Consider the following 19435-nt stretch of genomic DNA (forward strand, 5'->3'; position numbering starts at 1 on the left):
TGACAGAAGGACGGCAGTCCCCTCATTTTCCCGAGTCCCGCCGTGGCCGATATCGCCCCCCATCTTCTCGTCTTCCTGTTCTTCGCCGCCTTCCTCGCCGGCTTCATCGATTCGATCGCCGGCGGCGGCGGCATGATCACCATTCCGGCCATGCTGCTCGCCGGCATTCCGCCGCTGGAAACGCTCGGCACCAACAAGCTGCAATCGCTCTTCGGCTCGGGATCGGCGACGCTCGCCTATGCGCGCGCCGGCCATGTGCGGCTCGCCGAGCAATTGCCGATGGCCGCGCTCTCGGCGCTCGGCGCGGTTTTCGGGGCCCTCCTGGCGACGGTGGTTCCGGGCGACGTGCTGAAGGCGATCCTGCCCTTCCTGCTGGTGGCCATCGCGGTCTATTTCGGGCTGAAGCCGAATATCGGCGACGTGGACAAGCACCGGCGCATGAGCGTCTTCCTCTTCACCGTCACCATCGTGCCGGTGATCGGCTTCTACGACGGCGTCTTCGGCCCGGGCACCGGATCGTTCTTCATGCTGGCCTTCGTCACGCTCGCCGGCTTCGGCGTCCTCAAGGCGACGGCGCATACGAAGCTGCTGAACTTCGGCTCCAATGTCGGCGCCTTCGCCGTGTTCCTGCTCTACGGCGTCGTGCTGTGGAAGGTCGGCCTCGTCATGGGCGCCGGCCAGTTCCTCGGCGCGCAGGCCGGCTCGCGCGTGGCGATGAAGAGCGGCGCGAAGATCATCAAGCCGCTTCTCGTCATCACCTCCATCGCGCTCGCCATCCGCCTGATGGCCGATCCGAGCCATCCGCTGCGGGTGTGGCTCGGCTGGTAGGCCGCACGACCCCTCACCTGCCTGCCGGCATCCTCTCCCCGCAAGCGGGGCGAGGAACACTGGGCGCACCGTTCTGCTCCCTTCTCCCCGCAGCCAAGGAGAAGGTCCCGGCAGGGGGATGAGGGGCGAAACCTTCCCTCAGTACTCCACGCCCTGCTGCGCCTTGATGCCCGAGCGGAACGGATGCTTCAGAAGCTCCATCTCGGTCGCAAGATCGGCGATCTCGATCAGCTCTTCCTTGGCGTTGCGGCCCGTCAGCACGACATGGGTCATGTAGGGCTTCTCGGTCTTCAGGAAGTCGACGACCTCCCTGATGTCGATATAGTCGTAGCGCAGCGCGATATTGATCTCGTCGAGCAGCACCATGGAATTGCGCTCGTCGCGAATGAGCTCCTTGGCCTTTTCCCACGCCTTCTGCGCCATCGCCACGTCGCGGGCGCGGTCCTGCGTTTCCCAGGTGAAGCCCTCGCCGAGCGTGAAGAACTGGCAGAGATCGGCAAAATGCGCCTCGATCAGGTCGCGCTCGCCTGTCACCATAGCGCCCTTGATGAACTGCACGACGGCGCAGGGCTTCCCGTGGGCGATATGGCGGAAGATCATGCCGAATCCGGCGGTCGACTTGCCCTTGCCCTTGCCGGTATGGACGATGACGAGGCCCTTCTCGTCCGTCTTGGTCGCCATGATCTTCTCGCGCGCCTGCTTCTTCTTCGCCATCTTCTCCGAATGGCGGGCAAGCTCGGCTTCGCTCATGCCGGCGGTTTCGTCGTGGTTGTCTGTCATGTCAGCCTTCCCGTTTCGGCAGGTCGTCCTCGCAATGCAGCCAGGAAACCCGCTCGTTCCAAAACCCGTGCTGGGTGATTTCGACGCCCGCCGCATCGTCCAGCGAGGCGACGTAGAGATCGACGATGCCGGGCCGTTTCTCGCTCTCGTAGCTCATCGGCGAGCCGCAATTGCCGCAAAATCCGCGCCGCACGCCGGGCGAGGATGCATAGTGCCGCAGCGTCCCGCCCTTGAATGCGACATCGCCCGCCGCCACGCAAAAGAAGGTCGTGACCGGCGAGGACGTGGCGCGCCGGCAACTCTCGCAATGGCAATGGCCCGTGCTGACGATATCGCCGGAAACGGAAAACGTCAGCGAACGGCAAAGGCAGCGGCCGGCAAGGTTCATCACGACGCCCTCCTCTTTCCCAGCATGTCGAGCTCATAGCGCGCCGAGTTGGAGCGCGGCGTCCAGAGGCCACGGTCGATCGCCTCGGCAAAGCGCGCCGCCATCTCGGCGAGCGCCGCCGGGTTCTTTTCCGCAAGGAAATCGCGCACGCGCGGATCCTGCACATAGGCCTGGTAGGCGGCCTCGAAATGATGATCCTTCACCGCGCCGGTCGTCGCCGCGAAGGCGAACATGAAATCGACCGTCGCGGCGATCTCGAATGCCCCCTTGTAGCCATGGCGCATGACGCCGTCGATCCATTTCGGATTGACGACACGGGCGCGCACGACACGGCCGATCTCGTCCTCCAGCGTGCGCACGACGGGCTTTTCCGGCCGCGACAGGTCGTTGTGATAGACGACGGGCTGCTTGCCGGAAAGATGCTCGGCGGCTGCGGCCATGCCGCCCTCGAACTGGTAGTATTCGTCACTGTCGAGCAGGTCGTGCTCGCGGCTGTCCTGGTTCTGGATGACGGCCTGAAGGCTCTTCATGCGCGCCTCCAGCCGCGCGCGCATCGGCACGCCGTCGCTCGTCCCGTCATAGGCGTGTGCGCCCCAGGCCAGCCACGCCTCGGCAAGGTCGCCGCGCTCGCTCCACAGTCCCTCGTCCATCATGGTCTGGAGGCCCGCGCCGTAGCCGCCCGATTGCGCGCCGAAGATGCGGAAGCCGGCCTGCCTCGCCGCCTCGTCATCGGAAGCGCCCTTCGCCGCCAGCGCCGCCGCCTCGGCGCGCATGCGCGCGGCGATGGGATTGTCCGCATCGTCCTCTTCCAGCGCGCCGACAGCGCGCACGGCGCGGTCGAAGAGCGCGATCTGCTCCGGGAAGGCATCGCGGAAGAAGCCGGAGATGCGCAAAGTCACGTCGACGCGCGGATGGCGGAGGCTAGCGGGCGGGATGATCTCGAAGCCGGTGACGCGGCGGGACGCCATGTCCCAGGTCGGCCTGACGCCGATCAACGCCATGGCCTGGGCGATATCGTCGCCGCCGGTGCGCATGTTGGAGGTGCCCCAGGCGGTGATGCCGAAGGAGGTCGGCCATTCGCCGTGGTCCTGCGCATAGCGCGTGACGATCAGCTCGGCGGATCTGCGGCCAAGCTCCCAGGCGGCGGGCGTCGGCACGGCGCGGCTGTCGACGGAATAGAAGTTACGCCCTGTCGGCAGCACGTCCGGCCGCCCGCGCGTCGGCGCACCGGAGGGGCCGGGTTCGACGAAGCGCCCGTCGAGGCCCCGCATCAGCGCCGAAATCTCCGCCGGGCCGCAGGCGGCGATGGCGGGGCGGATGGTCGTGTCGATGGTGTCGAGGACGGCGCGGGTAGCCTGCCAGCCGTCCGGGCAAGGCAGCGTGCCGTCCACCAGCCTTGCCGCCAGAAGCTCGATGCGCTCCACCGTGTCGCCATTGCTGCGCCAGGGGGCGACGGACTGGGAGGCGAGGATGTCGGGGCACGGCCCGGTCCAGGGATCGGAGGCGATGCAGTCGAGAGGGTCGAAGTTGAGGCCACCCTCCTCTGACCTGCCGGCCATCTCCCCCACAGGGGGGGAGATTGGCAGGTGGTGAGCTCCTCCCTTGGCAGCGACGTTCGTATTCCGGGAAACCGTCCCCCCATCGATCTCCTCCCTTGAGGGGGAGATGGCCGGCAGGCCAGAGGGGGGTGCCACCACAAGCGCATCCGCCGCGATCGCCCGCTGAAGACTCGCCTCGCCCCCTTCGCCCAATCCACGCGGCACCCGGGCAAGCGCCACCGTCAGGTCGGTGAGCAGCCGCCCCTCCGGCGAGACGCCGAAGACATGCAGCCCGTCGCGGATCTGCATTTCCTTGAGATCGCAGAGATAGGCGTCGAGCTTCTGCAACGCCGCCGCCTCGCCATCGGACCTGGCGATTCCGGCATCGCTGTCGAGACCGATATCGCGCACGAGATCGAGGATCTGCTTCGAGAGTAGCCTGATGCGCCGGGGATCTCCGCCAGAGGCGTCGTAATATTCGTCGACCAGCGCTTCGAGGTCCTTGAGCGGGCCGTAGGTCTCGGCACGGGTCAGCGGCGGCGTCAGGTGGTCGACGATGACGGCGGCGGAGCGGCGCTTGGCCTGCGTGCCCTCGCCCGGATCGTTGACGATGAAGGGATAGAGATGCGGCACCGGGCCGAGCACGGCTTCGGGATAGCAGGCCTCAGACAGCGCCAGCGCCTTGCCCGGCAGCCATTCGAGATTGCCGTGCTTGCCCATGTGCACGATGGCATGCGCGCCGTAATGGAGACGCAGGAAGGCGTAGAAGGCAAGATAGCCATGCGGCGGCACGAGGTCCGGAGAATGGTAGCTCTCCTTCGGATCGATATTGTAGCCCCGCGCCGGCTGGATGCCGACCAGCGTCTCGCCGAAACGGGCGAGCGGCAGGGCGAAGACGTCACCGATGACGAAGGGATCGTCCTCCGGCTCGCCCCAGCGGCCCGTCATCTCCTCTTGAATCGCCTTCGGAAGCGAGGCGAAGAAGGCCTTGTATTGATTCAGCGAAAACGTCTCGCGGATTTCCCGCCCGTCGCGCGCCGCATTGGTCGGGCCGGCCATGAGATGAGCGATCAGCGCATCGCCGGCCTCCGGCAGATCGGCGACCGCATAGCCCTCCGCCGCCATGGCGCGCAGCACTTCCATCGTGCCGGCCGGCGTGTCGAGGCCGACGCCGTTGCCGAGCCGGCCGTCGCGGTTCGGATAATTCGCCATGACGAGGGCGATGCGGCGCTCCGCCGGCCCTGCCCGCCGCAGCCGCGCCCAGCCGGCGGCGAGTTTCGCCACGAAACGGATGCGGTCCTCCACCGGATTGAGACTGACGATATTGGTCTCGACCCGCTCGTCGTAGCGCGCCGCCGCCTTGAAGGAAACGGCGCGGGAGAGGACGCGGCCGTCGACCTCCGGCAGGGAAACATTCATGCCGAGATCGCGCGCCGTCAGCCCCTGCCCCGACGCCTCCCAGGCTTCCCGCGAGGAACCGGAGAAGATGACCTGCAAGACCGGCGAACCAGTCTCGTCGAGCACCGTCGGCTTGCGGCCGGCGCCGGGGGCGGAGACGGCGAAGCTGGTGGCGTTGAGGACGATGTCCGGGTGGACATCGGCGAAGGCCGCGCGGACCGTCTCGATGGAGGCGGCTTCCTTGAGACTGGAAACAAATAGCGGCAGGGCACGGATGCCCTCGGTGGCCAGCGCCTCGATCAACATTTCGACGGGGCGCGTCTCGCCGCTTTGGACATAGGCGCGGTAGAAGCAGATGGCGGCGGTTGGGATACCCCCCTCTGGCCTGCCGGCCATCTCCCCCACAGGGGGGGAGATTGGCAGGCGGCACGCATTTGCTTCCGTAGAAGCGCCTGAATTCCGAGAAACCCCTCTTCCATCGATCTCCCCCCTTGTGGGGGAGATGGCCGGCAGGCCAGAGGGGGGTGAAACGCCGGCAACCTGCCGCCACGTGCCGATATCGACGACACCCTTCCCCGGCCACCAGATGCCGGCCTTGTCCAGCGGCATCGCCGGTTCCGGCTTTTCGCCGCCGAAGACCAGTGCATCCGCATAGGCGAGGAAGCGATCCGCGTTCTCCGCACCGCCCTCGTTGAGATAGGCCCAGAGCCGCTGGCGGTCCTCGTCGTCGATGCGATTGAAGGGGGTCAGGCCCTCGTCCGGCCGGTCGTCGCCCGGCAGCGCGACGAGCCCGACGCCATTGGCCACGGCGGTCGCCAGAAGGGCTTCCAGCACGTAGCGGAAATAGCTGGCCCCGCCGAGGGCGCGGATGACGATGAGTTTGGCATGCCGCGCCGTGCGCTCGACATAGGTGTCGACCGACATCGGATGCGACAGCGTGGCGAGACTGGCGAGGCGCAGGCGCGTCTCGCCGCCCCGCGCGCGATGGGCGGCGGCGATGGCGGCGAGTTCCGTGTCGGCGGCGGAGAGGAAGAGGATATCGCCCCGTGTCTGGCCAAGGTCGATGGCCTCCTTGCCGTCGGCGATGGTGCCTTTCTGGGCTAGCAGGAGGTGCATGGCATGCCCTTCGGCCCGGAGGCAGTCTCCCCCGCAGACGGAACTATCGAATGTAAAACGGCGCCCCATCCCCTTCTCCCCACCGGGGAGAAGGGGCCGGCAGGCGGATGAGGGGGATGCCGAAGGCAAGAAAGAGAAGTCATTCCGTGTCGTGCCCCCTCATCCGACCCTTCGGGCCACCTTCTCCCCGCTGGGGAGAAGGGAAAAGTGGCCACGCCGAATGCCATAGGCAAGCGCCCTGCCCCTGCGAGGGAGACGGCCGCCACGCCGAAGAGAGGAACCGCAGCACGCTCATGCCGAAATCACACCGCCGCCGCGATGGCGGCGCGGACGGCGGCTTCATCCATGTCGTGCAGGCCGATGACGACAAGGCGGGTGCCACGCGCTTCGCCGGGCGCCCAGGCGCGCTCGAAATAGCTGTCGATGCGGCTGCCGACGGCCTGGACGAGCAGGCGCAGCGGCTTGCCGGGCACGTCGGCAAAACCCTTGAGACGCAGCACGTCATGCTCGGCGATCACGCCCTTGAGGCGCTCGATGAAGGCGGCGGGATCGGCGACGGCGCCGAGCTCGACGACGAAGCTGTCGAATTCGTCATGGTCGTGCTCCTCGCCGTTCTCGTGCTCCAGCTCGTGGTGCGACTTGCGGTTGGCGATGTCGTCCTCCGTGCCGACGCCGAGGCCGAGCAGCACGGCGGCGGCGACCTCGCCGTTCCGCGCCTCGATCATCGAGGGCTTGCGGGCAATGCGCGAGGCGACTTCGTCGCGCACGGATTGGAGACCCGCGGCGTCGATGAGATCGGTCTTGTTGAGGACGATGAGGTCGGCGGCGGTGAGCTGGTCCTCGAAGAGTTCTTCCAGCGGGCTTTCATGGTCGAGATTCTCGTCTTCGACGCGCAGCGCATCCACCTTGTCGTGGTCGTCGGCGAAGCGGCCGGCGGCGACGGCGGCGCTGTCGACCACGGTGATCACGCCGTCCACAGTCACCTGCGTCTTGATTTCCGGCCAGTTGAAGGCGGCGACGAGCGGTTGCGGCAAGGCAAGGCCGGAGGTCTCGATGACGATGTGGTCCGGGCGGTTCTCGCGCTCCAGCAGCTTCGCCATGGTGGGGATGAAATCGTCGGCGACGGTGCAGCAGATGCAGCCGTTGGTGAGCTCGATGATGTCGTCCTCGGTGCAGGCCTCAGCGCCGCAGCCCTTCAGCACGTCGCCGTCGACGCCGAGGTCGCCGAACTCGTTGATGATGAGCGCGATGCGCTTTCCGCCGGCATTCTGCAGGAGGTTGCGGATCATCGTCGTCTTGCCCGCGCCGAGGAAGCCGGTGATGACGGTGGCGGGAATTTTCTGTTGCAGCATGGCTCAACCCTTCATTTTCAGCGGCAGTCCGGCCGCGATAAAATAGACTTCAGGCACGAGGGCGGCCACCTGTTGGTGCAGCCGCCCGGCATGGTCGCGGAATTCGCGCGCCATGCGATTGTCAGGCACGATTCCAAGGCCGACCTCGTTCGACACGAGGACCAGCCGGCCGGGGGCGCCAGCGATCGCGGCGAGAAGGCCGGAAAATTCGGCGGGAATGTCGCGCTCCTCCAGCATCAGGTTCGTCACCCAGAGCGTCAGGCAATCGACGAGCACCGCGCGGTCTTCCCGCGCTACCTCGCCGATGCGTGCGGCAAGGGCCAGCGGCTCCTCATGCGTCCGCCACCCGCCGCCCCGGTCTTCCCGGTGTTTTGCGATGCGCTGGCGCATCTCGTCGTCGAAGGCGCGGCCGGTGGCGATGTAATGGCGTTCGAGGCCGGTCCCGGCGACCAGCCTTTCGGCGAATGCGGATTTTCCCGAACGCGCTCCGCCCAGCACGAGCACGGCTCCGCCGTGAGGAACCGTCATCGTCCAGCGTTCCGGAAATTCATGTCGAAAGTGACCGCCATCGCGGCGGCCTCAGGCAGGCGCGATGGCAGGAGGCGCGCACGCGGCCCCGGCCGGACCGGCCCGGAGCCAAAGGGGTGATGTGGATAGCGCCATGACAACCTCCGTTCAGGCACAGGGGAAAAGCTCCCCGGATCGGGCGACATGCCCTCTGTCGGATGGCAGGTTTCCTGGCTCGCGGCGTCAGGTGCCAAGGCACCGGCGGAACGCTCTCACCTTCCCGGGCAGGCTTTGCGAAAGGCGGACGATTCGTAGAGATAGAGGCGTCCAACCCCGGCTTATCGCAAAAGAGCCCAGTGGCTTTTCCGATGGTTCTCCGGCGCCTTGTCGGGGTGGCACCATGCCGCCCCGCACGCCGTCGGTTCCATCGGCCGATCGTTCCTCGCCACTCTACAGTCGCGGGGTCGGCCGTGATTGCGGCGCCCGATCTGGGTCCACCGTGTCACGTTCCCTTCTCTCCCGGGCCGGTTTGCGGCCGTCGGGAACCATCCGATGGTCGGATGATTAAGCGTGCCCCGCCGCCAAGTCAATCGAGCGGCGGGCATAAGAAGCCCTTGTGCCCCGGCCTCAATAGCCGGGGATGATCACCACGCCGCCACGGCGATTGTAATAGCCGTCGTCGCGGTAGTACGGCCCGTCATAATAGCCGTCGACGGGGCCTTCCAGCATGTCGTATTCGCGCTGCCGCTGGTAGCGCCGCTGGCGGGTCTGGCGCGCCTCGGCATATTGCGCGGCCTCGCGCAGCACGCGGTACTGCTGGCGCGTGAGATAGCCGCTGGCGCGATAGCCCGACGCGCCCTGCCAGGCGGAGATCGCCGCGCGGGTGCGCGGACCGAAGACGCCGTCGGCGCCATAGGTGTTGTAGCCGAGCGCGCTCAGCCAGCGCTGGGCCTGGGCGCGCAGCGAGCGGTCCATATAGGCCTCGCGCGGATCGACCACGGGCTGCTCCACGGCCTTGCGCTCGGTGTCCGCGGTCGCCGTGCCGGTTTCCAGCCGCTTGGCCTTCGAGAGCGCGGCAAGTCGCTCGCGGGCATCCGCGAGGAAGCGGCCGTTCGGATAGGCCGCGATATAGGCGCGGAACGCCTTTTCGGAACCGTCGAGCACCGCCTTCTGGAACGTCTCCTCCTCGCGCCTGGCGTCCTCCGCCTTGCGGGCTGCGACGCCGCCGTCCTGACCGCCGGCGGCTTCAGCCTTGCCGGCATTCGCCGAGGCAGCGCCGCCTTCGGCCTGCTTGCGGGCGGCAGCGGCTTCTTCGGCGCGCTTTTCGGCCTCCTTGGCAAGGCGGGCGGCTTCCGCGGCCTTGGCCTCAGCATCCGCCGCCGCTTTCGCGGCCTCGGCCTTCAGGCGCTCCACTTCGGCCGCCTTCTCATCGGCAAGCTTGCGGGCGGCGGCAGCCTCCTGCTCGATGCGCGCCTTCTCGGCGGCAGCGGCCTTTTCGGCTTCGACGCGCTTCGCCTCAGCATCCCGGCGGGCGGCAGCTTCCTGCTCGGCGCGGGCCTTTTCGGCCGCGGCGGCCTCCTCGGCCTTCCTGCGGTCCACCTCGGCCTTGAGGCGCGCGGCTTCCTCCGCCTTCGCCTTGTCGGCGGCGGCCTGCGCTTGCGCCTTCAGGCGCTCGGCCTCGGCCGCCTTCTCCTCGGCGAGCTTGCGGGCCGCGGCTTCCTTCTCCTCGGCTTGAGCCTTCAAGCGGGCAGTCTCTTCGGCGCGGGCTTTTTCCGCAGCGGCGGCTTCAGCCTTCGCCTTTTCGGCAGCGGCGGCCTTCTCTTCGGCGAGCTTGCGGGCGGTGGCCTCTTTCTCCTCGGTCTCGGCCTTCAGGCGGGCCGCCTCCTCGGCGCGGGCTTTCTCCGCGGCAGCGGCTTCGGCTTTCGCCTTTTCGGCAGCGGCAGCCTTCTCTTCGGCGAGCTTGCGTGCGGCGGCCTCTTCCTCGGCCTTCTTCGCCTCGGCTTCCGCCTTCAGGCGCGCGGCCTCGTCGGCGGCCTTCTTCGCTTCCGCCGCCTTGCGGGCCGCCTCCTCCGCTTTCGCCTTCCCGGCTTCGGCGGCCTTCTTGGCCTCATCCGCCTTGCGGGCGTCTTCTGCCTTGCGCGCTTCTTCCTCTGCCTTGGCCTTTTCGGCGGCGGCCGTGTCCTCCGCCTTTGCCTTGGCGGCAGCGTCGTCGGTCGCGGCCTGCGCGTCCTTCGTCTTCGCGGCGGCCTGCAATTCGGCGATGCGCAGCCGCGCCATGGAGGCGAAGGTGCCCGTCGGGTATTGCTTCAGGTAGCGCTCGTACTGCGCAAGGTCGTTACCGGACGAGGCCTTCTGCCAGAAGGAGAACTCCTCCTCCCAGCGCTTTCCGGCACTCGTGGTTTCCTGGGCGCCCTGGGCGAAGCCGGCGGCCGGAAGACCGGCCAGCGACAGCCCCACAAGGCTGGCCAGAACGGAACGTGCGAGAGGTCCAGAACCCATGTATTCACCCTTTCGGATCGCGCGCAGGCGTCGGCGCCCGGAGGCCGGGCGGATTTTCGTCACTCCTTGCACCCAATTCTGGCGCAACTTTGGTGCGGCAGGCAGGGAGAGAAGGAACCCGATGGCTGTACGTTTCAGATGGCCGGTTTAATCAGCCGCGCCGAGAAGACCTTCGAGCCAGCCGCGGTCGAGGACGGCCTCCAGTTCTGCCGCGACGCCGTCGAGCGCCGCATCGACACTCGCGCGGTAATCGAACCCGCCGCCCGCGATGCCGAAATCGGCGAGCAGCCGCGCCCGGTAGGCGTCGCTGGAAAGCAGCCCGTGCAGATAGGTGCCCATTACCCGGCCGTCGGTCGAGCGCGCGCCGTCCGGCCGCCCGTCGATGCTGACGGCGGGGCGCAGCGCATCCGGCCCCGTCGTGCGGCCGAGATGGATCTCGTAGCCTTCCAGCGGCACGTCATATTGCAGCGAACGGGCGGCGCTGTTGCGCACGGTCTTTTCCGGCGCCATCTCCGTCTCGACGGCAAGCAGGCCGAGCCCTGCCACCTCCCGCTCGCCACCCTCGATGCCGAGCGGATCGGTGACGCGCTCGCCAAGCATCTGATAGCCGCCGCAGATGCCGATGACGCGGCCGCCGCGCCGCATGTGGAGGGCGAGGTCGCGGTCCCAGCCGGCGGCGCGGAAGGCGCGAAGGTCCGAAATGGTGGATTTCGATCCCGGTAGCACGACGAGGCCGGCATCGGCCGGCAGCGGCTCGCCCGGCCGGACGAAGACGAGATCGACCTGCGGCTCGGCCTTCAGCGGATCGAGATCGTCGAAATTGGCGATGCGCGGCAGGACGGGCACGGTGACCTTCAAGGCCCCCGTCCCGCTCCGCGCAAGCCGTTCCAGCACGACGGAATCCTCCGCCGGCAGCCGGCCGGCCTCCTTCAGCCACGGCACGACGCCGAAGCACGGCCAGCCCGTGAAGCGCCCGATCTCGGCGATGCCGCTGTCGAAGAGCGTCACATCCCCGCGGAACTTGTTGATGAGATAACCGGTGACCATGCGCCGGTCCTCCTCCGGCAGGATGGCATGGGTTCCGACCAGCGAGGCGATGACGCCGCCGCGGTCGATATCGCCGACCAGCACGACCGGCACGCCGGCGCGCGTGGCAAAGCCCATATTGGCGATATCCCCGGCGCGCAGGTTGATCTCCGCCGGCGAGCCGGCGCCCTCGACGACGACGAGGTCAGCGCCCTCGCAGACCGTCGCGAAGCTTTCCAGCACCGCACCCATCAGCCTCGGCTTCAGCGCCTGATAGTCCCGCCCCTTCGCCTGTCCGAACACCTTGCCCTGCACGACGATCTGGCTGCCGGTCTCCGACTGGGGCTTGAGGAGGACCGGGTTCATGTGGACGGAGGACGGCACGCGCGCGGCGAGCGATTGCAGCCATTGGGCGCGGCCGATCTCGCCGCCGTCGGCCGACACGGCGGCATTGTTGGACATGTTCTGCGGCTTGAAGGGACGCACCTTCAGCCCGCGGTTGACGGCGATGCGGCAGAGGCCCGCCACCAATACCGTTTTTCCGACATCGGAGCCGGTTCCCTGCAGCATGATCGTCTTGGTCATGGCGTCCTTCCAACACTCCATTTTGCCGCCGGAAAAGCCTGATTTACCGCAATATTGCCGCAATCCGGCCATGCCGCCCCGGCTCTATTCGAACGGTCCCGCCATGCGTTTCGAGCATGCCTGCCTTGATATCCTGTCTGCGACATTTTGCGCCGTCGGCGACCATGACTTTTCCCGCGTTCGAGCTTATATCCAATATATCGCATAGCCGAGGCAAGTGGCTTCGGGTTTCAAGGATCAAGACCATGCTGTATATCTTCAGCAAGCCGAATTTCGTTCAGATCGCCTGGAATGGCCAAGCCCCCAGAAGCGAATCCCGCGTGCGCAACGTCGTCATGGACGCGCCGCTCGGCCCGCTCGGCGTCATCCGCACCCGCAACGTCGGCTGATCCCTCCGAGCCACCGTCAGGTCCGCCCGCATCCCGCGTCGCCTTTCCCCGGAAGGCGGCGTTTTTTATTGCCCTCGAACGGCGAAAGCCGTGCATCCCGGAAGGATGCACGGCTTGCCAAAATACGCATGGCGGCTTCGACAAAAACGCATCGGAGCCCAGGCACCCCGGTACGCAAAACCTTTCCGGAGCAGGCGGCGGTGTCCCCCGCCGTGACAACACCAATAGCGGCACATCGTTACCGGACCGTTATCGGGACCTTAAGCAATGGTGAATCGCGAACTTTTTCGGGCGATTTCGAAAAATTCCCGCCCGGCGGGCCGCTGGCGCCGCCGTCGATCCGCTTGCAGGGTGCAGGAGGTTGATTTCTCAATAGGAACCCGTAGGCTTGTCGGGTGACGCACGAAGACGGGCGCCGGCAGCAGGGTTCCGGCGGCAAACATAAAAAGCTCGGCGTCACCGCAACAGGGAGACCGGCTCACCGATACGGCGCCGCGCCTTCCTGTCCGACAGAAACGTTCGGGCAGTCGGGACCACGCAGTAACCTGCGCTGCCATCCGGATCGATCGCTGCATGCCGAGACTGGGAGGTCTCCAGCCCATGAAGAAGCTCCTCGCCGCTGCTTTGCTTGCCGCCAGTCTGTGCGGCCTTGCCGGCCCGGCCGTGGCGGCGGAATGCGGCGCGGTCTCCATCGCGGAAATGAACTGGGGCTCGGCCGGCGTTGCCGCCCATCTCGACAGGCTCATCCTCGAAAAGGGATATGGCTGCACCGTAACCCTGGTGGCGGGCGATACCATGTCGACCTTCACCTCCATGAACGAGAAGGGCGAACCGGACCTTGCGCCCGAAATGTGGGTGAACGCCGTGCGCACGCCGCTCGACAAGGCGATTGCCGAAGGCCGCCTGATGCAGCTTGCCCCCCTCCTCTCCGAAGGCGGCGTCGAAGGCTGGTGGATCCCCAAATTCATCGCGGACGACAATTCAGACATCCGGACGGTGCAGGACGCGCTGAAGCATCCCGAGCTCTTTCCCGATCCGAAGGACCCGTCGAAGGCCGCGATCCACAATTGCCCGGCGGGCTGGAGCTGCCAGGTCACGACCGACAACCTCTATCGTGCGCTCGGCGCCGACAGGCTCGGTTTCCGCCTCGTCGAGACGGACTCGGCCGCCGGCCTCGACGGCTCGATCGCCAACGCCTTCGAGACGAAGACCGGCTGGCTCGGCTACTATTGGGCGCCGACCGCGATCCTCGGCAAGTACCAGATGGTCAAGCTCTCCTTCGGCGTCGAATTCGACAAGGCCGAATGGGACAGCTGCACGGCGGTGCCGGCCTGCCCTCATCCGAAGGTCAACTCCTACCCGACCTCGGACGTCTTCACCGTCGCCACGAAGGACTTCGCCGAAAAGGCGGGCGTTGCGATGGACTACATGAAGGTCCGCCAGTGGGATAACGGCACCGTCGCCAAGGTGCTCGCCTGGATGGAGGAGAATAATGCCTCCACGGAAGACGCCGCGAAGTACTTCCTGGAGACCTTCCCGGAGATCTGGACGCCTTGGGTCGCGCCCGACATCGCGGGCAAGGTCAAGGCCGCGCTTTGAACGCGGCCGCGGGCTCCGATGCGCGTCAGGAAACCGAAGAGGTCGCAAATAGCACAATATGAACCCGCGGTTCATGCAATGAAGAAGAGGCAAGCCGGGAACCATAAGAAGAATATCCCGCGCGCGCCGTTCTGTTCGCAAGGCCATCTCGCCTCGCGGTACGGGGCAGTCACTGCCGGAGAAGAGGGGAAACGGATGGCAGGCCTGCGCGAAGCATCGCCAGACTTACTTTGCAGATTTTCAGCCTTTCGCGACGCCCGCTTCCGCGCGGCGGACATCATCCAAGGACGGATATCCGCGGGCGCTTCGCGCGCGTGGCCATCGCCATCATTTTCGACCGCCGCAGCCATTCCCACGGCGCGCGGCGCCAGAAGCACTGGGAGATAATTCATGGTTAGTCATGCAATCGAGGTCCGCAATCTCTACAAGATCTTCGGGCCGCGCGGCAGCGATTACGTCGACGCCGTGAAGAACGGCCTCGGCAAGGCCGAGCTGAACCAGAAATACGGCCATGTCCTCGGCCTTCGCGACATCAACATCTCCATGCCGGCGGGCGGCATCATGGTGGTCATGGGCCTTTCCGGCTCGGGCAAGTCGACGCTGATCCGCCACATCAACCGCCTGATCGACCCGACGGCCGGCGAAGTGCTCTATGACGGCGTCGACGTCTGTCGGATGAACGAGAGCGACCTGCGCCAGTTCCGCCGCCACAAGACGGCGATGGTCTTCCAGAAATTCGCGCTGCTGCCGCACCGCACCGTTCTTGAAAACACGGTCTACGGCCTGGAGATCCAGGGCGTCGCCGCCGCCGAGCGGGAAAAGCGTGCCGGGGAATGGATCGCCCGCGTCGGCCTCGCCGGCTTCGAGAACCACTATCCGAACCAGCTTTCGGGCGGCATGCAGCAGCGCGTCGGCCTTGCCCGCGCGCTGACCAACGATGCCGACATCCTCCTGATGGACGAGGCCTATTCGGCGCTCGACCCGCTGATCCGCGTCGACATGCAGACCGTCCTTCTCGACCTCCAGAAGGAATTGAAGAAGACCGTCGTCTTCATCACCCACGATCTCGACGAGGCGCTCCGCCTCGGCGACAAGATCGCGATCCTGCGCGACGGGATGGTCGTGCAGCAGGGCACCGGGCAGGAAATCGTGCTGAACCCGGCGGACGAATACATCACCGCCTTCGTCAAGGAAGTGAACCGCGGCCGCGTGGTCAATGTCGAGACGATCATGGCACCGCTTTCCGGCAATCCGGAAGGCATGCCGCTTACCAAGGGCACCGTGCTCGAAACCGCCGCCCGCGCCATGACCGCAGGCAACCAGACGCTCGCCCATGTGGTGGACGAAGCCGGGCGGCCGATCGGCGCGCTCAGCATCAGCACGATCATCGCCGCCATGGTGACACAGACGAGCCACGAGACCAGGGCCGCCTGAAATCCGGGGAATGCGAATACGACAAGGGCGCCGAACGGCGCCCTTTGCTCGTTGACAACCGTCACCTCACCCACCGCCGTCATCCTCGGCCTTGTGCCGAGGATCTACCAACGCATCTAAAGATCGAGGCGTTGCAGATGCTCGGCACAAGCCCGAGCATGACGGAAGAGAGGGTTTCACGCTTTGCCAGCAGTCTCAGGGCGCCGACCGGCACCCTTTTTCGTGCCGGCGGCCGGCAATCCCGTCAGTCCTCGGCCAGGAATTCCCGCCATGCCGCAAGCCCCGCATCCATATTGCGGCGCCCGACACCGACGCGGAAACGGTCCATCGGAACGGGCAGGAGGTCGGAGACGAAGAGGCTGGAGGGCAGGAGCAGGACGCCCTTCTCCTCGACCAGCCGCCGGCAATGCTCCTCCACGCCGTCCTTGCCGAGATAGCGCGCGAAGGCGACGCAGCCGCCATCGGGCCGCGTCCACTCGTAGCGGTCCGGATGGTCGGCGAAGAAGGCGTCGAGCTTTTCCATGTTCTCTGCGCAGAGGGCGCGAAGCCGGGCGAAGATCGTCTCGCGCGCCTTGATCGCGATGCCGGCCAACACCTCCGAGGGACGCGCGTTGCAGATGGAGAGGTAGTGCTTCATCCTTTCCATGCGCGACAGCAGCGCGCGGTCGCGGCTGGCGATCCAGCCGATACGCAGACCCGGCAGGCCGTAGGCCTTCGACATCACGTTGAGCGAAATGCCCTTGTCGAAGAGGTCCGCCGCCTGCGGCAGGCGCTTGGCCGCATCGATCTCCAGCCCACGATAGACCTCGTCCGAAAAGAGATAGATGCCGCGCTCGGCGCAAAGATCGGCCAGCGCGCGGAAAATCTCCTGGTCGGCGATCGCACCCGTCGGATTGTTCGGGAAGTTGACGGCGATGACCCTGGTTTCGGGGCGCAGGGCCGCGCGCAGCTCGTCGAGATCGAGCTGCCAGCGGTTCTCCGGCCGCAGCGCGACGCCCGTTACATTGCGGGTGATGGTGACCGGCATCGTCTCCATCGACTGGTAGTTCGGCACGGTGACGATGGCGTGGTCGCCCGGCCCGAGCAGGGCCAGCATGGCGCAATAGAGCCCCTCCTCCGCCCCGGCGAAGGTGAGGATATCGGCGCCCGAAAGCGTCTCGTAGGTCGAGGCGATGGTATCGCGCAGCGCCGGCGCGCCCCAGGTCTCCGTATAGCCGAGCGAGACCCGGTCCCAGGCATCGAGGTCTTCGGGGCCGGCGAGCGCCAGCAGGTCCGACATGCGCATGGTCTCGGCGTCGCTCGCCGTCATGTGGTGGCGGGCCTTGAATTCCCAGCGCGAGAAATGGGTTTCGAGGCGGAAATCCGGCAGCGTGGTCACGAGGTCCTGTCCTTCTGGCTCTGGCGCCGGGCATCGGCGAGGTAATTGTAGATCGAGGCGCGCGAAGCGCCGATGAGACCGGCGAGATGATCGACGGCGTTGCGGGTCTGAAACAGGCCGCGCCGGTCGAGCTCGGCGACGAGCGCCACCCGGTCGCCCTTGCGCATCGCGGTCAGGGCCAGGCCGCGGGTGCGCAGCCAGTCGTGCAGCGCGGTGTTGATCTCCTCCCGCCAGTCGCCGGCAAAGAGCGAGGGCGGCCGCGGCGCGGTAGCGCCGGTGAAGGCCGCCAGCAGCTTGGCCGCAGCCTCGAAATGCGAAACGTCCATGTTGATGCACAGAAGGCCGACGGCCTGGCCGAAATCGTCCTTCAGCACCGCCGTCACGGATTTGAGGCGCCGTCCGTCCTCACCGGTCTTTTCATAGGGCCCGTAGACACCGCCCTCGCCCGCCTGGTCGAGCTCGTCCTCGACGAGCGATTCGGAACCCGGCTTGCGGCCGGAAAAGGCATTCCAGATACCCGCGATCAGCCCCGTTTCGAGGTCGTGCAGCACGACTTCGGCATGGGGATAGAAAAGCGTGGAGATGGCCGCGGCAGTCGCGGCATGGTGGCGCAGAAGCGCATCGGCATTTGCTGTATCGAACATGGCGACAAACAATCCAATATTGGATGATTTGTCAATATTGGATTTTCAATCCAATTCCGCCTTCTCCGCTTGCGGGCCGGTCGGGTGCGTCCTATTCCCAAGGAACCAACGATTCCAGGGGGACACCATGAGCACCGATCTTGCAGCCTTTCCGGACCGGGAAACCGTCGCCGACAAGCTTAGCACGCTCGGCGAGGCCGACCGGGCCTATCTCGCCCTCCTGATGGAAAACCCGCAGCAGGACGAGAACCTGCTCGAAGGCCTGGACCTCTATCTCAACCGCGCCGCGACCGCCCGCTTCCTCAATTCGCTGAAGCTGGAAAAGCTCGGCGAATGGCTCGGCCAGGCGGCACCGGCGCGCCTGCAGATAAGGCTCATGGAAACCGCCCGCTCCAGCCAGCACGCGGCCTACGGGGCCTTCCGCACCGGCCTCACGCGCTCCGGCGGCCTCGAACGCGCCTATCCGAAAGCCTGATCGCCCGTGGCCGCGAGCGGCCCGAAGGATTTGCGGATCATGTCCGCCATGCCCTCGATGGCCGGCCCGCCGCGACGCGGATTGCGCTTGAGGATGACGCGGGAGGAATCGATCGGCGGAAAACCGTCCGCGATCGTCAGCTCCCGCGCGCCGGGCGGAATGTTGCTGCGCGAGAGCGGCGCGATGGAAAGCCCGCTGGTCACGGCCGAGCGCAGGCCGCCGCTCGTATCGCAGGTATAGGCGATGCGATAGGGGATGGTGTGCCGCTCGAGCGAGCGGAGCGCAAAGTCCCGGCACCAGCTTGAGCGCCAGTAGACCGCCACCGGCACCGGCCGCTCCACATGCCGGTCATGCGTGACCGAGGCCACCCAGACGGTGGGATCGACCGCCAGCAGTTCGCCGGAGATTCCGTCGCACCAGTCGAAGATGATGGCAAGGTCCAGCTGGTCGGCTTCGAGCGCCGCCAATTGCTGCGCGGTATAGCCGCAAAGCACCGTCACCTCGATATTGGGATGGATTTCGGCGAAGGCGGCCAGCGCGTTCGGCAGGACCGTCTGGTTGTATTCCTCCGGAATGCCGACGCGCACCGGCCCGTCGAGCGGCGCCGTCCGCATGACGGCCGTCGTCTCGTCGACCAGCCCGACGATGCGCCGCGCATAGGGCAGCAGCCGCTTGCCCTCCGGCGTCAGCGAAACGCCGCGCGGACCGCGCTCGAACAGCACGGCGCCGACGGAATCCTCCAGCTTGCGCACCTGCATGCTGACCGCCGACTGGGTCCGCGCCAGCCTTTCCGCCGCATGGGTGACATTGCCGGCCTGCGCGACGGCGACGAAGATGCGCAGGAGATCGCTTTCAAGGGGTGGATACATGACACGCCATCGCTTTTCCTGATGCCTGCCATCATCGCTATTCGTTTGTGAAATGTCTATCGCCTTGATTGACTGATGCGCGGAACGAAGGGCAACGGCCATGGGCATCCTCGAAAACGCGCTGGAAAGACTGAGAGAATGGCATCGAAGGCGGGCGGAGCGGGAAGCCCTGCGGCTGCTCGTAGCCCGCAGGGACCAGCGTTTGCTGCGCGATGCCGGGCTGAACCTGATCGAGACGGAAAACGACGTCCTGCGCTGCGAGCCCCTGCCGCAAACGAAGGAAAGGCGCTGGGCCGCGCCCCTTATCCGCCTGCTACCGCCCTCTCCCTGCAAGCGGGACGAAGGGGATGCGGCAAGCGCATCCCCGGGCAAGTCAGGCAAGGAGCGGGAAAAGCCCGCCGCATAATCCTGTACACCGCAGGCAGCAGGACTATCGAATGAGTTCGGCATTGCCGCTCTTCCCTTCTCTCCTCGGGGAGAAGGTGGCCCGAAGGGTTAGATGAGGAGGCACGGCACCGAAAGATCCTTCTTTTGCCTTCGGTATCCCCCTCATCCGCCTGCCGGCACCTTCTCCCCGCAAGCGGGGAGAAGGGAGATGGGGCAATGCTTTCCTTTCATGTGCGACAGCCT

At 66.5% G+C, this 19435-nt stretch carries 17 protein-coding genes and 1 riboswitch; of the genes, 7 read left to right on the forward strand and 10 right to left on the reverse strand.

Annotated elements, in window-relative coordinates; genetic code table 11:
* Positions 1–42 precede the first annotated feature (42 nt).
* Positions 43–828 carry a TSUP family transporter gene (locus ACZ1A1_RS07555; RefSeq protein WP_463619386.1) on the forward strand — a complete coding sequence of 262 codons (786 nt, stop codon included), beginning with the start codon at positions 43–45 and terminating at the stop codon, positions 826–828.
* Between the two features lie 138 nt (positions 829–966).
* Here the strand turns inward: ACZ1A1_RS07555 and cobO are convergent, their stop codons facing one another.
* From cobO to ACZ1A1_RS07590, 7 genes are all read right to left on the reverse strand, one after another.
* Positions 967–1608, reverse strand: coding sequence for a cob(I)yrinic acid a,c-diamide adenosyltransferase (gene cobO, locus ACZ1A1_RS07560; protein ID WP_119256107.1), 642 nt, complete (start codon positions 1606–1608; stop codon positions 967–969).
* A 1-nt stretch (position 1609) separates the two neighbouring features.
* Positions 1610–1996 (reverse strand): GFA family protein, encoded by a 387-nt coding sequence (locus tag ACZ1A1_RS07565; RefSeq protein WP_463619541.1) that lies wholly within the window; start codon positions 1994–1996, stop codon positions 1610–1612.
* Complete coding sequence (gene cobN, locus ACZ1A1_RS07570; RefSeq protein ID WP_463619387.1) at positions 1996–6048, reverse strand: cobaltochelatase subunit CobN; 4053 nt, start codon at positions 6046–6048, stop codon at positions 1996–1998. Before cobN ends, ACZ1A1_RS07565 begins: the two co-directional genes overlap by 1 nt.
* A gap of 302 nt (positions 6049–6350) precedes the next feature.
* Positions 6351–7400, reverse strand: coding sequence for a cobalamin biosynthesis protein CobW (gene cobW / locus ACZ1A1_RS07575; RefSeq protein ID WP_463619388.1), 1050 nt, complete (start codon positions 7398–7400; stop codon positions 6351–6353).
* A gap of 3 nt (positions 7401–7403) precedes the next feature.
* Positions 7404–7928 carry a bifunctional adenosylcobinamide kinase/adenosylcobinamide-phosphate guanylyltransferase gene (cobU, locus tag ACZ1A1_RS07580; RefSeq protein ID WP_463619389.1) on the reverse strand — a complete coding sequence of 175 codons (525 nt, stop codon included), beginning with the start codon at positions 7926–7928 and terminating at the stop codon, positions 7404–7406.
* Between the two features lie 182 nt (positions 7929–8110).
* Positions 8111–8472, reverse strand: a riboswitch (cobalamin riboswitch).
* Positions 8473–8534: 62 nt separating this feature from the next.
* Complete coding sequence (locus ACZ1A1_RS07585) at positions 8535–10406, reverse strand: peptidoglycan-binding domain-containing protein (RefSeq protein WP_463619390.1); 1872 nt, start codon at positions 10404–10406, stop codon at positions 8535–8537.
* A gap of 147 nt (positions 10407–10553) precedes the next feature.
* On the reverse strand, positions 10554–12017 hold the full coding sequence (locus ACZ1A1_RS07590; RefSeq protein WP_463619391.1) for a cobyric acid synthase: 1464 nt from the start codon (positions 12015–12017) through the stop codon (positions 10554–10556).
* On the opposite strand from ACZ1A1_RS07590, the gene ACZ1A1_RS07595 reads away from it, so the two are divergent.
* The 4 genes from ACZ1A1_RS07595 to ACZ1A1_RS07610 all read left to right on the forward strand — a co-directional run bounded on the left by ACZ1A1_RS07595 (position 12001) and on the right by ACZ1A1_RS07610 (position 15439).
* The gene (locus ACZ1A1_RS07595) at positions 12001–12225 is read left to right on the forward strand and encodes a hypothetical protein (RefSeq protein WP_463619392.1); all 225 of its coding nucleotides are present in this window, start codon (positions 12001–12003) and stop codon (positions 12223–12225) included. The genes ACZ1A1_RS07590 and ACZ1A1_RS07595 overlap by 17 nt on opposite strands.
* Before the next feature lie 37 nt (positions 12226–12262).
* Positions 12263–12406 (forward strand): hypothetical protein, encoded by a 144-nt coding sequence (locus tag ACZ1A1_RS07600; RefSeq protein WP_313192876.1) that lies wholly within the window; start codon positions 12263–12265, stop codon positions 12404–12406.
* A 600-nt stretch (positions 12407–13006) separates the two neighbouring features.
* On the forward strand, positions 13007–14005 hold the full coding sequence (locus tag ACZ1A1_RS07605; protein WP_463619393.1) for a glycine betaine ABC transporter substrate-binding protein: 999 nt from the start codon (positions 13007–13009) through the stop codon (positions 14003–14005).
* Positions 14006–14395: 390 nt separating this feature from the next.
* Complete coding sequence (locus ACZ1A1_RS07610) at positions 14396–15439, forward strand: quaternary amine ABC transporter ATP-binding protein (protein WP_463619394.1); 1044 nt, start codon at positions 14396–14398, stop codon at positions 15437–15439.
* 244 nt (positions 15440–15683) lie between these two features.
* Here ACZ1A1_RS07610 and ACZ1A1_RS07615 read toward each other — a convergent pair whose 3' ends face one another.
* Positions 15684–16817 carry an aminotransferase class I/II-fold pyridoxal phosphate-dependent enzyme gene (locus ACZ1A1_RS07615; protein WP_463619395.1) on the reverse strand — a complete coding sequence of 378 codons (1134 nt, stop codon included), beginning with the start codon at positions 16815–16817 and terminating at the stop codon, positions 15684–15686.
* Positions 16814–17461: a helix-turn-helix transcriptional regulator gene (locus tag ACZ1A1_RS07620; RefSeq protein WP_415213260.1), complete on the reverse strand. Its 648-nt coding sequence runs from the start codon at positions 17459–17461 to the stop codon at positions 16814–16816. The genes ACZ1A1_RS07615 and ACZ1A1_RS07620 overlap by 4 nt, the downstream gene beginning before the upstream one ends.
* A gap of 127 nt (positions 17462–17588) precedes the next feature.
* On the opposite strand from ACZ1A1_RS07620, the gene ACZ1A1_RS07625 reads away from it, so the two are divergent.
* Positions 17589–17936, forward strand: a complete 348-nt coding sequence (locus ACZ1A1_RS07625; RefSeq protein ID WP_463619396.1) for a hypothetical protein — start codon at positions 17589–17591, stop codon at positions 17934–17936.
* Here the strand turns inward: ACZ1A1_RS07625 and ACZ1A1_RS07630 are convergent.
* Complete coding sequence (locus ACZ1A1_RS07630) at positions 17921–18805, reverse strand: LysR family transcriptional regulator (protein WP_318912270.1); 885 nt, start codon at positions 18803–18805, stop codon at positions 17921–17923. The two genes, ACZ1A1_RS07625 and ACZ1A1_RS07630, sit on opposite strands and share 16 nt — an antisense overlap.
* Positions 18806–18905: 100 nt before the next feature.
* Here ACZ1A1_RS07630 and ACZ1A1_RS07635 point away from each other — a divergent pair, with 100 nt between their 5' ends.
* A complete protein-coding gene (locus ACZ1A1_RS07635) occupies positions 18906–19211 on the forward strand; it encodes a hypothetical protein (RefSeq protein ID WP_463619397.1) in 306 nt (101 codons plus the stop codon).
* The last annotated feature ends 224 nt before the right edge of the window (positions 19212–19435 follow it).

The sequence above is a fragment of the Shinella sp. R2-11 genome (assembly GCF_055330205.1).

Excerpts from the sequence above, each read along its gene's own strand:
- ACZ1A1_RS07630 (WP_318912270.1), bottom strand. The coding sequence starts at position 18,805 with ATGTATCCACCCCTTGAAAGCGATCTCCTGCGCATCTTCGTCGCCGTC.
- ACZ1A1_RS07635 (WP_463619397.1), top strand. The coding sequence starts at position 18,906 with ATGGGCATCCTCGAAAACGCGCTGGAAAGACTGAGAGAATGGCATCGA.
- cobU (WP_463619389.1), bottom strand. The coding sequence starts at position 7,928 with ATGACGGTTCCTCACGGCGGAGCCGTGCTCGTGCTGGGCGGAGCGCGT.
- ACZ1A1_RS07565 (WP_463619541.1), bottom strand. The coding sequence starts at position 1,996 with ATGAACCTTGCCGGCCGCTGCCTTTGCCGTTCGCTGACGTTTTCCGTT.
- ACZ1A1_RS07595 (WP_463619392.1), top strand. The coding sequence starts at position 12,001 with ATGATCGTCTTGGTCATGGCGTCCTTCCAACACTCCATTTTGCCGCCG.
- ACZ1A1_RS07585 (WP_463619390.1), bottom strand. The coding sequence starts at position 10,406 with ATGGGTTCTGGACCTCTCGCACGTTCCGTTCTGGCCAGCCTTGTGGGG.
- ACZ1A1_RS07590 (WP_463619391.1), bottom strand. The coding sequence starts at position 12,017 with ATGACCAAGACGATCATGCTGCAGGGAACCGGCTCCGATGTCGGAAAA.
- cobW (WP_463619388.1), bottom strand. The coding sequence starts at position 7,400 with ATGCTGCAACAGAAAATTCCCGCCACCGTCATCACCGGCTTCCTCGGC.
- ACZ1A1_RS07605 (WP_463619393.1), top strand. The coding sequence starts at position 13,007 with ATGAAGAAGCTCCTCGCCGCTGCTTTGCTTGCCGCCAGTCTGTGCGGC.
- ACZ1A1_RS07625 (WP_463619396.1), top strand. The coding sequence starts at position 17,589 with ATGAGCACCGATCTTGCAGCCTTTCCGGACCGGGAAACCGTCGCCGAC.
- ACZ1A1_RS07600 (WP_313192876.1), top strand. The coding sequence starts at position 12,263 with ATGCTGTATATCTTCAGCAAGCCGAATTTCGTTCAGATCGCCTGGAAT.
- cobO (WP_119256107.1), bottom strand. The coding sequence starts at position 1,608 with ATGACAGACAACCACGACGAAACCGCCGGCATGAGCGAAGCCGAGCTT.
- ACZ1A1_RS07620 (WP_415213260.1), bottom strand. The coding sequence starts at position 17,461 with ATGTTCGATACAGCAAATGCCGATGCGCTTCTGCGCCACCATGCCGCG.
- cobN (WP_463619387.1), bottom strand. The coding sequence starts at position 6,048 with ATGCACCTCCTGCTAGCCCAGAAAGGCACCATCGCCGACGGCAAGGAG.
- ACZ1A1_RS07610 (WP_463619394.1), top strand. The coding sequence starts at position 14,396 with ATGGTTAGTCATGCAATCGAGGTCCGCAATCTCTACAAGATCTTCGGG.